Origin of the sequence: Cytobacillus solani (assembly GCF_006704205.1) — a bacterium.
GTDB lineage: Bacteria > Bacillota > Bacilli > Bacillales > Cytobacillaceae > Cytobacillus > Cytobacillus solani.
This window is the reverse complement of record NZ_CP041305.1, coordinates 4,692,065-4,707,837: the sequence shown is the minus strand read 5'-3', so window position 1 is coordinate 4,707,837 and position 15,773 is coordinate 4,692,065. Positions and strand designations below refer to the sequence as shown.

The following is a 15,773-nucleotide window of genomic DNA, read 5'->3' as shown; positions in this document are numbered from 1 at the left end:
CTGAAAAGGAATATGCAGAATTTTTTGCATATTGATAAGGGAAGATTTTTTATTTATTAGTTTTCCTAAAGCAATAGGTAGTCAACCACACACTTCAGTTATAACCCCATATAATACTTAAAAGTTGTACTTCCCCTAAAAATTTTACGTACATTTATCCCGTTTTATCGAAAAATATTTCTCATTTTGTGTAAAGGCATACAACGAGCGAAAATATTCAAGTTAATTATTAGGTATATTGAAAAAAATTAGGGAGAAAGGGGGAAACGCGTGATTCAACCCTTGTTTTTAGATCCAGTTTTTAAAGAAAGGATCTGGGGAGGTGCTGCTTTACTTACCCAATTTGGTTATCAAATTCCTTCAAAAAAAACGGGTGAATGCTGGGCGATTTCTGGGCATCCAAACGGACACAGTATAATAAAAAATGGAACATATAAAGGGAGAACTATTAGTGAGCTATGGGAAAATAACCGTAAAATGTTTGGAAACTATACGTCTCCTGTCTTTCCACTTCTGACAAAGATCCTTGATGCAAATGCAAATTTATCTGTCCAAGTACATCCAGGTGACAAATATGCGGAAAAGTATGAAAATGAGAAACTTGGAAAAAACGAATGCTGGTATATTATTGATTGCAAAAAAAATGCCGAAATCATACTTGGACATAAAGCTAAAACGAAAGAAGAACTAGCATATAGTTTGGAAAACGGTCTATGGGATCAGTTGCTAAATCGAATTATTGTGAAACCTGGTGACTTTTTTTATGTGCCTTCAGGAACCATCCATGCCTTATGTGATGGCATTTTAGTACTGGAAACTCAGCAAAGTTCTGATATTACTTATCGGATCTATGATTATGACCGAAAGGATACAAATGGGACAAGTCGTGAGCTTCATCTAGAAAAAGCCCTTGATGTTATTACAGTTCCAAATATAAAGAGTCAAATAGAACCAATTGTTAAAAAACCAAATAAAAATACGATTATCACTTTTATTCAGACAAGGGATTTCACCGTGTATAAATGGGAAATTCACGAAGAGGCAAAAATGGTACAAGACCAGCCGTTTCAATTAGTCAGCATGATTTATGGCTCTGGAATATTAATAGTAAATGGGGTAACCTACAACATTCAAAAAGGCGATCACATTATTTTACCAGCAGGTATAGGGGGTTTTACGATAAATGGTAATTTTGAAGCAATCGTATCTCATCCTTAATTAAATAGTAGAAGTTTTAAAGTTATTAAAATATGAAAAGGTGTTGAAAAATATGAAAGCAATTATTCTAGCGGGAGGGAAGGGAACACGTTTTTGGCCATTAAGTTCAGAAGAAAAACCTAAACAGTTTCTGAACTTAATTTCAAATCAATCAATGCTTCAAGAGACATATCAGCGTTTTAGAAATTGGCTTCCTGCTGAAAGGGTGTTTGTTGTTACAACTGAAAAGTACATGCCCTTAGTAAAGGATCAATTGCCCGAATTAGAGAAAACCCAAATTATTCTGGAGCCTGATCAACGTGATACAGCACCATGTATTGCCTTGACCGCTTTACATTTTCTCAATCAAAAAGACGATGAAGTCCTCGTCATGGCTCCGTCTGATCAATATATTGGAAATGAGCTAGCCTTCCAAAATGCGCTTATACTTGCAGAAACATTAGCTGAGCGAGATGATTCTATCGTTACGCTAGGTATCCGTCCAACTGGACCAGAAACAGGATACGGTTATATTAATGCAAATAAAATATCCCCGCTTTCTTCATCAGCCTATCTAGTAGAAGAATTTATCGAAAAGCCGGAATTAAAAAAAGCGAAAGAATTGATTTTGAATGAGAATGTTTTTTGGAACAGTGGCATTTTCATTTGGAAACCTTCTACTATAGCCTATAACTTTTACAAGCATCAGCCAGAGATGTGGAAACTCATCAATGACAATCAAACTAAATTACAAGAAGTCTATTCTTTATTACCGAAGGTGTCCATTGATTATGCGATTTTGGAGAAGGCGGAGAATGTGTTCACTGTCCCAGTAAATTTTGATTGGGATGACATAGGATCATGGACTTCTTTGGGACGTATCCAATCATCTGATCAAAATAATAATTACCAAAATGGTGATGTAATGTCAGCTTCATCAAAAAATTGCATCGTCTATTCTGATCGGAAAACTATTCTTATTGGGGTAGAGGATCTTATTATCGCTTCAACAAATGAAGGAATAATAGTGTGTCACAAATCTAAAGAACAGATGATCAAAAAAATACTAAATAACGAAAACATGACGAGGGAAAATCCGCAGAAAACTGATTGAACAAAGATTTCTTTCATATGATATACCATTGCATAATAGGGAGGACTGACAATTGAAAAAAGCATTAATCACTGGAATTACAGGTCAAGACGGTTCGTACCTTGCTGAGCTGCTTTTAGATAAAGGCTATAAAGTTTACGGATTAAAAAGGAGAACGGCTACACCCAATTTTGAAAATATCAAACATATACAAAATGAAATTGAATTTTTTTCAGGAGACCTTCGTGATATAACTTCTTTGGCTGAAGCGGTTCAGATAATCAAACCAGATGAAGTTTATAATTTAGCAGCACAATCATTTGTTGGAGATTCTTGGAGACAGCCCATTTATACTGGAGAGGTTACAGGACTAGGTGTCACAAATATGCTTGAGGCCATCCGTTTATCTAAACCGGATGCTCGTTTTTACCAAGCTTCAAGCAGTGAGATGTTTGGTAAAGTGATGGAAATCCCCCAAACCGAAAAGACCCCCTTTTACCCCCGAAGTCCATATGGTGTAGCAAAAGTATATGGTCATTGGATTACGGTAAACTACCGTGAAAGCTATGACATGTATGCATGCTCTGGAATTTTGTTTAATCATGAATCTCCACGCCGTGGAATTGAGTTTGTTACGAGAAAAGTGACGGATGCGGTAGCCAAAATAAAGCTTGGACTTCAAGAAAAACTCCTTTTAGGAAATTTAGACGCCAAACGAGATTGGGGGTTTGCCGGAGATTATGTGAAAGCTATGTGGCTGATGCTGCAGCAAGAAGAGCCTGATGATTTTGTTATTGCTACTGGTGAATCTCATACTGTTAAAGAGCTGGTAGAGATTGCTTTTAAACATGTTGGGTTAGATTGGCAGGATTATGTCTTACAAGACCCTCGTTTTATGCGTCCTGCTGAAGTAGATATATTGTTAGGGGATCCAGCTAAGGCAAAACAAAATCTAAAATGGGAACCTGAGGTAAGTTTTGATCAGCTAGTGAAAATGATGGTAGAAAAGGATCTTGAAAAATATCAATGACAAGTTTTCACATGTACAAGAATATTTAACTGATATTAATTGAAAAATGACAAAGAAAATACGGTAGAAAGTAGCCTTCCCAGCTACTCTACCGTATTTTCTTGTAATGGAGAACTATCTTCCGTCCCTGCAAATTTGAAAACATAAAAATCCATTTTCAATTAGAAAAATATGATTTCCTTCTATTGTATTCAAATCATCTATTACTTTTGTTACGTCTGGTACTAATGAATTTCCATAATCGTGCCAGCAAATAATTCCGCCTTTTCGAATCGTTTGTCGCGCTAATATGGTATCTAAAATAACACCTTGTGCAGAATGATCTCCGTCAATTAATATTAAATCTGCTGCAGGGAGATGGCCGGGAGATAAATCTCTTGTACCATTTGGTGTTAAAATTAGCTCGACTTGATGATAATCCTTAACTAATTCTCCGGCAATTTGAGGTACTTCTTCTTGTTGAATAGACAAGGTAGTTTGAGAGTGTGGTGTAAGGTCTATACCGATATATCTTTCTATAGAAGGACAATTATCTAAAATAGCTTTTGCAGTCGCCCCACGTTGGATGCCAATTTCAATGATTGTTTTTAAATGAAAAGTTTGTACGAATGCTAATATTGGCTCGATATCATTTAAACCTAAATAAATAGATAACTCACCATAAAAGGTACCCCTACCAAAAAGTTTAAAAAAAGTGTCTCTATCTAAAACACTCATATACCAAACCTCCAATTTTTTTACGTGTTCTCCATTAAACTAAACAAGAAAGCAGTGATATTGTAAGTAAATGAAAGTCTTTGAATGGAATTTTTAAAGTTTCTAACCAAAGCTTTAGAGTACTTAGTAATAGTAGAATATGCTGGAAAAATTTAAATGGAACAAGCTATTAGGAAATAATAAGAAGAATGATCGTATATTTTTTGAAGATTTAACCGGACTGTCTTAATTTTTTGGAAAAAAGGCAATTGACCTTGTTCCGCTTGTCCTAGACAGAACATAACATGTAAAGAAATAGTTAGATTTTAGGAGGTGATTGAGTTTGCTGAACGGTAATCAGGTAAACATTCATAACTTTGGATCCTTTTTTGAACCAACAGGCTATGCAAAATTAAATCGCTCATTAATATTAGAAATGATTAAACAAGGGGCAAATATTCGGTTTACACCTTGTGTAAATGAGAGAGAACCTATATCGCTAGATCCAAATGAAGTGTCTTTGTTAAAAAGTCTTTCTCATCGATCTATACAGGAGAACCATCTCGTTTTTTATAACTTTATTCCGAGTTATTTAAAAAAGGACCCAAATCACTATAGCATTGGCTTGACTATGTTTGAATGCAATAGGCTTCCAATGGGGTGGGAACATAGTTGTAATCAAATGGATGAGATATGGGTTCCATCCATGTTTAATTATCATACCTTTATTCATAGTGGAGTTCAGCCTCAAAAACTTAAAGTAATGCCGTTGGGAGTCAACACGAACATCTACCGGCCAGGAGTTTCACCTTTAAATATTAACGGTAAACGCAGTTTTTCCTTTTTAATTATGAGTTCATCTGGGTGGGATGCACGCAAGGGATACGATGTATTGCTGCAAGCATTTGTTGAAGAGTTTAGTGAAGAAGAGGATGTTTGCTTAATTATTAAAATCCGCGCAAGCAGCCAAGAAGAGATTCGTCAGCAGCAGGAGAGGGTCAATCAATTTGTTCATCAAATTGCTGGAAGAAATAGAAGTTCAATTATCTTTTTTTCTACAACCGATGATTGGAATGAAGAGAAAATAGTACAGTTATATAACAGTGTGAATTGCTATGTTCTGCCTACACGAGGTGAAGGCTGGAATATGACTGTGATGGAAGCGATGGCAACAGGTCTTCCTGTCATTACCACTAATTGGTCAGCTCATCTTGATTTTATTAATCATACAAATGGCTATCTTATTGATGTGAAAGACTATCAAAAGCTACATGCCTGGAATACCGAACTTTCATGGGCTGAACCAGATAAAGATCACTTAAGATCTTTAATGAGACATGTCTATATGAATCAAAATGAAGCTGAATATAAGGGGCAGCTTGCAAAAGCTACCGTCTTATCAAGCTACACATGGTCTAAAAGTGCAGAGAGAATGATGGACAGGTTTCGAGAAATACTAATTTAATCATTTTATGAATGAAGGAAAATGGAGAGGTGATCATGCAAATTGTCTGGAAAGGATCAGTTTATGATCATTCGGGTTATAGCAGAGCCGCTAGGGAATATCTTTTAGCCTTACATTCAAAAGGAATCGATGTAAAACTGGATTTAATTAACAATGGTTATCAATTAAATCTGCCTCCAGGTCAAAGCAATCTATTCAGACAATTAATTGAGAAGCCAAATGTTTATGGAAATCAAGTATATATCTTACATCAAACTCCAGATTCATGGAAACGGATGCCTGGACTAACGATTGGATTCACTTATTGGGAAACATCAAAAATTCCTGATCATTGGATAAGCAAGTGTAATGAAATGGATGCGGTGTTTGTTTCAAGTGAACATAATGTTCAGGTCATGCGCCAAGCTGGTTTAAAAGTTCCAGTATTTAAAATAAGACCATGTTTATCTCCAGAAACCTTACATTCTTTTTCTAGTCAAGTTCCATATTACATTCATCAGCTTCCTCAATTTCGTTTTTTATCCATATTCACATGGATAGAAAGAAAAGGGTATGATTTATTGCTCAAAGCCTATTTCGAAGAATTTTCATCAAAAGAAGATGTAGTGCTTATTATTAAAACTGGAGCACACAATAACCAAAAGATCGAAGAACTGATCGCAGCGGAGAGCAGAAAATATAAAGACCCTGGAAGATATTATATTGATTTGTCCATTAGAAATGAATTCGAAATGGAAGGTTTATATAATCATTGCAATGCTTTCGTTCTTCCAAGTCGAGGGGAAGGAATTGGCTACCCAATGCTTGAAGCTGGCAAAAGGAGTCTTCCGGTCATTGCGACAGCATGGGGAGGTCATCTTGACTTTCTTAATGAAGAAAATAGTTATTTAATTCCTTATCATTTTGTACCAGTAAAGCCACAATCTCATTATCACGGATATAGAAGTGATCAGTTATGGGCAGAAGCTTCTGTTGAACATTTGAAACAAAGGATGAGAAACATCTTTGTAAAAAATAAAGAAGCAGCCGATCGAGGCAATAAATTAAAAATCTTCATTGACCAAACATTTACCTATGATCAGGCTGCAATGGATTTATCATTTGCTTTAAACCAATTGACTGGCGGAAGGTTTCAAGATGGTACAAATAAAATAAATTCCTATCATGAAAACGAATTTAGAGTAATGGAAAAAATCCACCAGTTATTTCGATGTGAGTCCTCTGAATACATTAATGGTTTATTTAAGGAATTACTAATGCGGGAGCCAAAACCGCTAGAATTGGACCATTATCGAAATTTATTATTCTCTGGCGTTAGCAAAATATCTATTATAGGGGCCATTTTGCAAAGTGATGAATGTGGTCAGCATTTCAACCAGCCGCTAAATACTCTAAATAGATACAATCGAACGATTATAGAAGTTTTTAGAACATTTAACGAATACGATGATACTGTATTTGTTAAATGCCTATACCGAGAATTACTGTTTCGTGAACCTGATGAAGGAGGGATGTATGGCTTTATAAATATTCTTAGACATGGCGGCAGCAGGATTTCTGTCATTGAATCGATTTTAACATCTCCAGAATGCGTTGCACTTTTTACTAAGTAAATCCTCCATAGAAATAAAAATCATTTTCCACTTTTTTGTTTGGCCTTCACGATTTCTACGAACAATTAATATTTGAATATTTTTCTTTGGAGGGGTTGAATTGAGAATCATTCAAAAATTATTTGAGATTTACCAAAAAGATGGACCAGAGTTTGCTATTAGTTTATATGAGGGGTTATTACTACGGGAACCGAATTCCATTGAAATCGAGCATTACCATAATCTTTTCATGTCTGGCTACAGCAAAATATCTATTATCAATTCAGTCATACAAAGTAATGAATGTTTGCAGCATTACAATCACCCGCCTGCCATACATGCAAGACATAATCAAACAATCCCAGGAATTTTAAGAACATTTTTTCAAGCAAATGAAACTCTATTTGTGCAGTGCTTATACAGGGAATTGCTATTTCGTGAGCCTGATAAGGGAGGAATGCATGGATTTGTTGGAGTGCTTAAGAAAAGTGGGAACCGGCTGAAAATTTTAGAAAATATTTTAACATCTGGAGAATGTATTTCACTTCTAAGTTCTCCTAATCCTCCTTGGAAAGCTGATTTCGAAGATATAGTAAGCTGCATCATTCCAAGCTTTAATCAAGTTGATTTAGTGAAACAATGTGTAAACACACTTAAAGCCACTATAACGAAAACTTCTTATGAGATTATCGTAGTTGACGATGGAAGTGCCATGCATATTCAACAGCAGCTTTTGCAATGGGGATCACAGGAAAATATTAAAGTAATCCTAAAAAACCCGAATGAGGGTTTTAGCTGTACCGTTAATCAAGGGATAAGACAAGCAAGAGGTAAACATATAGCACTCGTTAATAATGATGTTATTTTTCATGAACCTGAATGGCTAAAGAAAATGATTAGTACCATACAAAGCTCACCTGAAATTGGCGTGATAGGTGCACGATTGCTTTATCCTAATCAAACGATTCAGCATGGGGGAATGAGTGGAGAGCTTCTTCATCGATACGTTGGCATGCCCGCAGATTATCCACCTGCCCTTGCCGTTGATGACGTTCATGCTGTTACAGGTGCCTTATTACTAATAAAACAGGATGCCGTTGCAGATTTAGGTCTTTTCTCTGAAGATTTTTTTACTGGTTTTGAGGATGTAGAATATTGCTTCAGAGCAAGATTAAAAGGATGGAGGGTGGTTTACTGCGGGCCAGCGGCAGCCATTCATTTGGAAGGCCAAACAAGAGGGGGACATCAAAAAATCAATTTCTATAAGCATAAGGATTTTGAAGCTAGGAAACAATTTGATTTGAAATGGAGGGGTTATTATCACATCCTTAAATCATAGAGAGATTGTTTATATACTTGAAGCTAATGGTGTATCAGGAGGAGTTAAGAATGTTTTTGAACACATAAATCATTTACATGATATGGGTTATCGGGTTCATTTGTTTTCATTAGATAATCACCCGCGTTGGTTTCCGCTAAAGGTGCAGACTAGGAGATTTAAAAACTATCAGAAAATGCTTCAGCAGCTTAAGGTTATGGATGCAATAAAAGTTGCCACTTGGTGGAATACACTCGACACCGTAGTGAATAGCTGTGATCCGCTCCAAAATGGACGAGGCATTCCATTTTACCTTGTACAGGATATTGAAGAAAGTTATTATCCTCATTCACCAGAAATGAGGGCAAGAGTTCATCAAACCTACCAGAAGAATATTAATTACTTAACGGTAGCAGACTGGACAACTCAACAATTGGCACAGCGTTTTCAAAAGCAGGCCGCAAATGTATCAATCGCTATTGATCATGATGTTTTCAGGCCGAATAGAACGCATGATTATGATCCGCTTCGCATTTTGGCATGTAGTAGAAGAAGTCAACATTTGAAGGGATTTCATGTCACGGCTGAAGCAGTACAAAAGGTTCATCAAATGTTAAGTAATGTATCTCTAGTTACGTTCGGTCTAGAATCACCAAATATTCCCCGTATCCCTGCTTTGCATTTTTCTGTCCCTGATGATCGAACAGTAGCTTACCTTTACGCGAATTGTGGGGTATTCGTCCAAACATCTTACCACGAAGGATTCGGAATGCCCATTCTAGAGGCAATGGCATGCGGTGCGCCTGTAGTTACTACGAGAGCGAATGGAAACGAAGAATTTTGTATAGATGGTCATAACTGTCTGATGGTCAATAGTGGAGATGCCGATGGTGTAGCAAATGCAATTTATAGAGTACTAACAGATAGAGAACTGGCAAATTATCTTGCCGCAAATGCCATACAAACAGCACAGAAATATAACTGGCCAAGAGTAATGAGTAATCTAACTTCAGAATTTAGCAAATATTAAAGCCAGAAATTAAAGGGAACGTAATTCTTAATGAACAAGCTCCTGGGATTGAAGTAATCTATTTTAATTTTCAGTTTTGTCTTTTCGATATTAATGAAAGCCTTTTTTAATCCATCTTAAAGCTTCAATTAAAGCTTGTTCCCATTCTCTCTTTTGCTGCAAAAAACTTGGTTCAACAATATAATTATGTGAATTCATTAAGTTTTGGTTTCCAATTTCAATTCCAAAGGTAATTGCATCTGTTTTGCTTATTTTTTGATTCAATTACCCATCAGAAAGAACTAATTCAAAATAATGTGGGCGGTTATATGTAGGAATTAAAATAGAAACGAGCGGATACCTTTCCTTATTGTTTTCTTTCACTTATATCGCCCCTTTTTAATTATAATGTCAAAGCGTACATACTCTTTCAAAATGCTATTGAATGAAAGTGAATGAATATCTATGAATATATTTAAAAATGATAGGAATGAAGAGGTGACCGCAAATTGAATAACCAAAAAATATGCTTTATTTCTTGTGTCAATCATGCTGAAAAATACAATACAGCATTAAAATATATTCATTCTCTAAAGATACCAGAAGGCTATGAAATCGAAACGATATCTATTGAGAATGCTTCAAGTCTGACATCAGGATACAATCAAGGGATGAAAAGAAGTGATGCTAAATTTAAAGTATATCTTCACCAGGACACTTATATTTTTAATAATCTTTTCATTTACGATATCATTTCGTTATTTAATAAATATCCTAAATTAGGAATGCTAGGGATGGTAGGAGCCAAAACAATCCCTAATGGGGTTTGGTGGAATAGTAAGCTCGTATATGGAGCTGTCTATTATACCCCTAAAGGCAAAAGAGCAATAGGAACCTTAGCGAATCGCCCTGTAATAGAAGATTATGAGAAGGTTAAGGCGATCGATGGATTAATCATGGTTACCCAATACGATCTCGAATGGAGGGAAGAATTATTCCAAGGCTGGCATTTCTATGATGTTTCTCAAAGTTTAGAATTTGAGAAAGCAGGATATGATGTAGGAGTTCCAAGGCAAATACGTCCGTGGTGTCTCCATGCAACAGGGACAGTAAACTTAAACGGTTATGAAGAAAACAGGATCATATTCGTTCAAAATTATCAAGAGTATTTTTAGGGCTTAATATAGCCATTCCTTTAAATTGGACAATTCAGTACAGAAGTACAAGCAAAAAATTAATTTTTTCATATTGTACATTAAGAAGGTGAGGTGATCCTATGTGTCTATGCAATAAGATTAATAAAATATATTCAGCTGATGGCCGGTATCATGGAAGGCCAGTGCAGATGACAAAAGTTGCTCCATCTCAAGTGATGGTCAAAAAAACTCCTAACATGGTGACCAAGTATGGGAATTACAGATAAAAGGACTCTGGAAAGCGATTGTCATCTCAATCGCTTCTTCCTAAAATAATGATTGCTAGATTGATTAGAATGAAGTATTAAGTGGAGGCATTACTAATAATATGAATTAATTTGTCAAGCCTCTTCTCAAAAGTATGCTCTTTTAATACTCGATTTCTGGCTTTAGCCGCCATTCTTTGCCGCTCTATATCGTTTTGCAAATAATAGTCAATCTTTTTTAGCAGCTCTTCTTTATTTTTAAAAGCTGCTATTTCCTCATCTTCAACGAAGTGGTTAGGTAAATCCTCTTTGAATTCAATTAATTGAAAGGCCTCACACGCGGCAACATCAAAGGTTCGATTGTTAATGCTTTTTCCTTCAATGCCGAGTCGGTTTTGATTATGCTTCAAGTTAAATGGCCTGTGTGTATTTAAGATAATTTTTGCACAGTTATAAAAGTCTGCTGCTATGGATGGTTTGAACCAGCCTTCATTAATGATTAGTTTTGGATTATTTTGATAATAATACAAAGGTTTTTTCCAATTTCCTACAACCCTAATATTGTAAGGTGTGTTTTGTAAAAGGAATTGGATATATTGTACTCGATCAGGATAAGGGTAGCCAACTATGCATATATCGCTTGTAAAAATCCCTTCCATCTTTTTTGGCTTAAATATTTCTGGTTCAGTAGCAAGAGGTAATTGGTAAGCCTGCTTGTGGCCATTTTTTTTATAAAATTCAAGTGCTGCAGTATCGATGGTAAAAACAAAGTCGTAATGACGGGAAAGCTCAGCTGTTTGATCCATAAAATAGGGGTCTTCAGTGAACCAAATCGCAGTCTTTATATTATTTACTTTTAGCCATTGGATCATGTTAATTGGCAGTTTAAAGCCTACCATTGTGATTGCTGCATCTGGCATAAATGATTTTGTCAGTGTTTGTAATGTACGAAGGCCGTTTTTATTCTGAAAGTACTTTACTTCATGTTTTTTGCTTAACTCTTGTAATATCCATGCTTCAAAATGGTCATAGATTCCATTATACCCTGAAGAAATAAAGAGGATTTTCATTGCATTCTCCTACAGATTGATAGAAATATTGTTCAAAGTCCCGATTCCATTTTTGATCTCATCACTATAGAAAAACCCCTCAATCAAGACGAATTTTTCTTTTTTTGTCGTTGGAATTCGCAGCTCATTTTCGAACGTTAAATTTTCACCAGGTTCTAATTTTTGAAGACGGTTAGGCTTGAGCCAATGCTCTCCAGTTTTTTCTGCTTGTTCCTTCCAGTTTTCATGGAAGTAGTGCCATGCTTCGCTGTTCGTTCCATCTATCATTAAAGCAGTATGTGTGACAGAACCGATTTTTCCGCCAAGTCGAACATTTTCAGGAGACTTAATACGTATACAAATCATTGGATTATTTAATATGGAAGTACCTGTATTTTTGATAATCATATTCCCGATAACAGTCACTTCCTTATCATCCTCATCAATATCTGGAAGCATAACAGCATAGCTGAACCAGACACAAGCGTCAGCAGTTTCCTTCGCATTTTTTTTCCAGAACATATTGATCCCCCTTGAATATTCCGAAGATATCTTTACATTCTATGCATAAAATGAGATGAAATGTTTCGAAATATTTTACAATCAAAAAAGAGGAGCGGAACTCCTCAGTTAACATGCTGTATGAAGTTAATTTCTTTTTACATCCCTGTCGGTGTTGGTCCAGGTCCTGGAAACACTGTTGGACATTGAGGCGGGAATGCCAATGGCGGACATACAAACGGCATATCAGGGCGTGGCTGACAGAAGTCTGCAGTAATTTCTAGTTTGACCATAGCCTCCATTTGAACGTTTTGGCATAGATTGATTGAAATATCAAGCTGCTGGAACTCGAATACTCCTGGAGTAATTCCGACTTGACGGCAAATGATGTTTGCATCGCACTCAAAGTCTGTAATTTCACATTGAAGGAATGTACCTGGAGGTGCACATAGGAAGAACTTCTCAGATACAGCCCAAGGAATTGGATCAGAAGTACAGCTTAGACCAGCAGCATTTGATACACGAACTACGATAAATCCTTTTTTCAAAACTTTTACCTTCTGAAGTGTAACAGTCGATCCATCAGGTAACTGGAACTGTCCACTTGCACGTCCTTCTGGCTGCGGAATCTCCTGGCAAAGAATTGCCCCAGGTGCTAACGGATCAATTGGATTTCCTTCTTCATCAGTAGGGAAGCATTCTACTGTCAGATTTCCGCCTAGAAAAGCACATGGGTCTCCTGCACCGCCAGGAGTAGGGGTTACGCCGCTTGGGCAATCAAATCCAATATCAAGAAGAGAATCAGTGCCGGTAAAGGCGATTAGCGGCACATCTGCTTGGCGGGTGACCCAGTCATAAACTTTATTTACTTTTATACATAAAGTTTCCTGGCCACCGCTAATTGATTTAAAATCCATGAAACAATCATCTCCTCAACTATTTTGTTAATAGGGCTGAGCCTACTGTATACTATGCGATTATCCCAGATCTGTGTTTAGGCTAGAGTGTATTTTTAGTTGTACATCACGGGGGAAATTAGAGAAAGCAATTTTACGTACAGTTGACCCATACATAATATATTCCCTTAGATCAAAGGTGTGATTTAAATTATCTATGAAATAAGCCTAATTAATTTAATGAAATTTGTTGTGAATCTCTAGTGTTTTTAACATATAACTTCTGAATGAAAAGAGTATTCCCTCTATCCAGTTACACTTTTGCCCAGTAAGCATAGAATGAAAAAAAAGAACTGGGCTAATGACTAAGGAGGAGAAACTGATGATAAGAAGGAATCAGTTTGATAAACTGACACACATACAGCTTCAACAGAAGGTGATTCATCTAGAGTCTGAACTTTCCTATTACCGAGCGGACAGCCAGACGAGAGATAGGAGGTACCTGGAACAAATAAAAATGTTGAAAGGCGAAAATGAGCGATTGAATTTAGAACTCACTGAAATAACGAAAGCCGAAGTAAAAAGTAATCAAACAAGAGATGAATTAATAGATGATTATAATGAGCTGCTTATGAAAAATACAGCTTTGCAGGAAAGAATCACAATGCTTGAAAAAAATACGGTCCGAACAGTGCTGGATAATGATCATGCAGTTGAAAATAGCCAATTGCAGGAGATTATTAAAAAGCAGGAGGCGAAAATTGCTAAATACGTGGAACAGATAGAAGCAAATAGAGAAAAGGAAATAACAAGTAAGCAGCATGCAGACAGAATATCCATTAATTTGTCCGAAGCTTATGAACAAAACCAACAGTATAAAAAAGAACTGAGGGACCTGGAGAAAGAATTAAAACAAAGAACTGAGGATTATGATCGGTTATTTAAGCAAAATGAAAAAATGGGCCATGACTTTCAAGGAATCCAGGAAAAACAGGAACAATTACAACAGAAAAACGTATCTTATCAACAAAAGATAACCCAATTGGAATTAGAAAAAACTACTGCTCTTGAGTCTGCTAGTCATCTGCAAACTGAATTATCAGAAGCAAAAGCCAAAATAAAAGAATTGGAATCACTGAAATTAGAACTGTTAAACCGTCTGGAGAACCAAGTGAAGGAAATGAGTAAATTAGAAGATGCAAACAATCGGTATAATGAGGAAAAAATTACACTCCTAAATAAGATTGCGCATCTTGAAGAGGAAAATACTTCGATTCATGAAAGTATTTCAAACATATCTTCACAAAGGCAATCCGATGAAAAAAGACTAGAAAAAATCACTTCTAACTTAAATGAGGTTTTCGCAGAGACAAAGCAGTTAGTACGGATGACATCATCATTAAAACACCAATTGGAAGCAAAGACTATTGAACTTAACCAAATTAAAAAAGAGAAGGAGATGCTCATGCAAGAAGTCATTTTGCTTAAAGATGAATATGAGAAGTCTGAGGCTAAAAAGAATGAGTTAGAACACCAAATTGAGATCATGAGAAATGAATTGCTGAAAGCACAAAGTTCCTTATCGAAGCTTGAGAAATTCGAAACAGAGAAACTAAAGCTTAAAGAGGATTTAGAGTCAAAAATTGATGAATTTAATATGCTTACCGATCATTATCAGCGTGAGAAAGAATCTTATCTTAAAGTTCTTGAACATGTGCAAGATCAAGTAAATGTATATAAAGAAAAGTCTGAGCATTTTGATACCGAAAAAGGATCTTGGTCCAAGCAAATTGATGAATTAAGAACTGAACTAAAAGAGACAAAAGCAACTATTGTGAAAATGGAAGAAATGGAACAGAATAATCTAAAGCTTACTGCAGAGCTTCAAGCGAAAGAGATTGAAATCTATAAAGCTAAGAAGGATGGAGAACGTGTACTCGCTCAACAGATGGAAAAATTCCAGGCAGAGATTGAACTGTATCGATTAAAAATTAATCAATACGAAAAAGACAGAGAGACTTGGGAAAAGCAAATGAAGCAAATGAAAGCTCAATTTAATGCTTTGGAATCTACTTTGGAGGAAAAAGAGATTTTTATTAAGCAATATATTCAACAGCCTATTTCCCAAACAAGACCTGAGCATCAAAATTCGTATCAGCAATTTAAGCCAGATCAGCCAGTTCAATCCCAGCCTGAACAGCCTTTACCAATACAAAGCCAACCTGCTCAACAGATTAAACCTGCAGTACAGCAGGAACAGTCTGCCCAACAACAAGCTCAACAACAAAGTCAACAACAAAGTCAACAACAAGCTCAACAACAAGCTCAACAACAAACTCAACAACAAACTCAACAACAATTTCAACAACAAGCCGACTGGTTCCAAAGAATGATGCAACAGCAGCGTGGCTATCAGCCCCTGCCCAAAAGCCAAAATTCGCAGCATGGAACAATGGACTTCTTTACCTTACGTAATAAAACAACCCAGCCCACAGGTATGGGAAACTACGGGAATCAAAGGTGAT

14 protein-coding genes are annotated in these 15,773 nt (G+C 36.2%); 9 read left to right on the top strand and 5 right to left on the bottom strand.

Features of this window, described 5'->3' with window-relative positions; all coding sequences use genetic code 11:
• The first annotated feature begins 270 nt into the window (after positions 1 to 270).
• Genes manA through gmd form a run of 3 tightly spaced genes read left to right on the top strand, consistent with a single transcriptional unit; the run spans position 271 to position 3,320 of the window.
• Positions 271 to 1,218: a mannose-6-phosphate isomerase, class I gene (manA, locus tag FI644_RS23610; RefSeq protein ID WP_053475844.1), complete on the top strand. Its 948-nt coding sequence runs from the start codon at positions 271 to 273 to the stop codon at positions 1,216 to 1,218.
• Between the two features lie 52 nt (positions 1,219 to 1,270).
• Positions 1,271 to 2,311 (top strand): mannose-1-phosphate guanylyltransferase, encoded by a 1,041-nt coding sequence (locus tag FI644_RS23605; protein ID WP_053475845.1) that lies wholly within the window; start codon positions 1,271 to 1,273, stop codon positions 2,309 to 2,311.
• A gap of 52 nt (positions 2,312 to 2,363) precedes the next feature.
• A complete protein-coding gene (gene gmd, locus FI644_RS23600; RefSeq protein WP_053475846.1) occupies positions 2,364 to 3,320 on the top strand; it encodes a GDP-mannose 4,6-dehydratase in 957 nt (318 codons plus the stop codon).
• Positions 3,321 to 3,434: 114 nt separating this feature from the next.
• Here gmd and FI644_RS23595 read toward each other — a convergent pair whose 3' ends face one another.
• Positions 3,435 to 4,037: a class I SAM-dependent methyltransferase gene (locus tag FI644_RS23595; RefSeq protein WP_053475847.1), complete on the bottom strand. Its 603-nt coding sequence runs from the start codon at positions 4,035 to 4,037 to the stop codon at positions 3,435 to 3,437.
• Positions 4,038 to 4,359: 322 nt separating this feature from the next.
• Here FI644_RS23595 and FI644_RS23590 point away from each other — a divergent pair, with 322 nt between their 5' ends.
• The 4 genes from FI644_RS23590 (at position 4,360) to FI644_RS23575 (ending at position 9,421) form a co-directional block, all read left to right on the top strand.
• Positions 4,360 to 5,481 carry a glycosyltransferase family 4 protein gene (locus tag FI644_RS23590; RefSeq protein ID WP_231690061.1) on the top strand — a complete coding sequence of 374 codons (1,122 nt, stop codon included), beginning with the start codon at positions 4,360 to 4,362 and terminating at the stop codon, positions 5,479 to 5,481.
• A gap of 35 nt (positions 5,482 to 5,516) precedes the next feature.
• Complete coding sequence (locus tag FI644_RS23585) at positions 5,517 to 7,094, top strand: DUF4214 domain-containing protein (protein WP_053475848.1); 1,578 nt, start codon at positions 5,517 to 5,519, stop codon at positions 7,092 to 7,094.
• 100 nt (positions 7,095 to 7,194) lie between these two features.
• The gene (locus tag FI644_RS23580) at positions 7,195 to 8,412 is read left to right on the top strand and encodes a glycosyltransferase family 2 protein (protein WP_142108883.1); all 1,218 of its coding nucleotides are present in this window, start codon (positions 7,195 to 7,197) and stop codon (positions 8,410 to 8,412) included.
• Between the two features lie 196 nt (positions 8,413 to 8,608).
• A complete protein-coding gene (locus tag FI644_RS23575) occupies positions 8,609 to 9,421 on the top strand; it encodes a glycosyltransferase family 4 protein (RefSeq protein WP_231690062.1) in 813 nt (270 codons plus the stop codon).
• Between the two features lie 90 nt (positions 9,422 to 9,511).
• On the opposite strand, the gene FI644_RS26545 is transcribed toward FI644_RS23575, so the two are convergent.
• Positions 9,512 to 9,685: a hypothetical protein gene (locus tag FI644_RS26545; RefSeq protein WP_156319108.1), complete on the bottom strand. Its 174-nt coding sequence runs from the start codon at positions 9,683 to 9,685 to the stop codon at positions 9,512 to 9,514.
• Between the two features lie 224 nt (positions 9,686 to 9,909).
• Between FI644_RS26545 and FI644_RS23570 the strand changes: the two genes are divergently transcribed.
• Positions 9,910 to 10,575: a glycosyltransferase family protein gene (locus FI644_RS23570; protein ID WP_053475850.1), complete on the top strand. Its 666-nt coding sequence runs from the start codon at positions 9,910 to 9,912 to the stop codon at positions 10,573 to 10,575.
• Positions 10,576 to 10,900: 325 nt separating this feature from the next.
• On the opposite strand, the gene FI644_RS23565 is transcribed toward FI644_RS23570, so the two are convergent.
• From FI644_RS23565 to FI644_RS23555, 3 genes are all read right to left on the bottom strand, one after another.
• Positions 10,901 to 11,872 carry a CgeB family protein gene (locus FI644_RS23565; protein WP_053475851.1) on the bottom strand — a complete coding sequence of 324 codons (972 nt, stop codon included), beginning with the start codon at positions 11,870 to 11,872 and terminating at the stop codon, positions 10,901 to 10,903.
• A gap of 9 nt (positions 11,873 to 11,881) precedes the next feature.
• Positions 11,882 to 12,373 (bottom strand): hypothetical protein, encoded by a 492-nt coding sequence (locus FI644_RS23560; RefSeq protein WP_053475852.1) that lies wholly within the window; start codon positions 12,371 to 12,373, stop codon positions 11,882 to 11,884.
• Between the two features lie 137 nt (positions 12,374 to 12,510).
• Positions 12,511 to 13,269 carry a BMQ_0737 family morphogenetic spore coat protein gene (locus FI644_RS23555; protein WP_053475853.1) on the bottom strand — a complete coding sequence of 253 codons (759 nt, stop codon included), beginning with the start codon at positions 13,267 to 13,269 and terminating at the stop codon, positions 12,511 to 12,513.
• 361 nt (positions 13,270 to 13,630) lie between these two features.
• Here FI644_RS23555 and FI644_RS23550 point away from each other — a divergent pair, with 361 nt between their 5' ends.
• On the top strand, positions 13,631 to 15,772 hold the full coding sequence (locus tag FI644_RS23550; RefSeq protein ID WP_142108882.1) for a coiled-coil domain-containing protein: 2,142 nt from the start codon (positions 13,631 to 13,633) through the stop codon (positions 15,770 to 15,772).
• Position 15,773 lies beyond the last annotated feature (1 nt).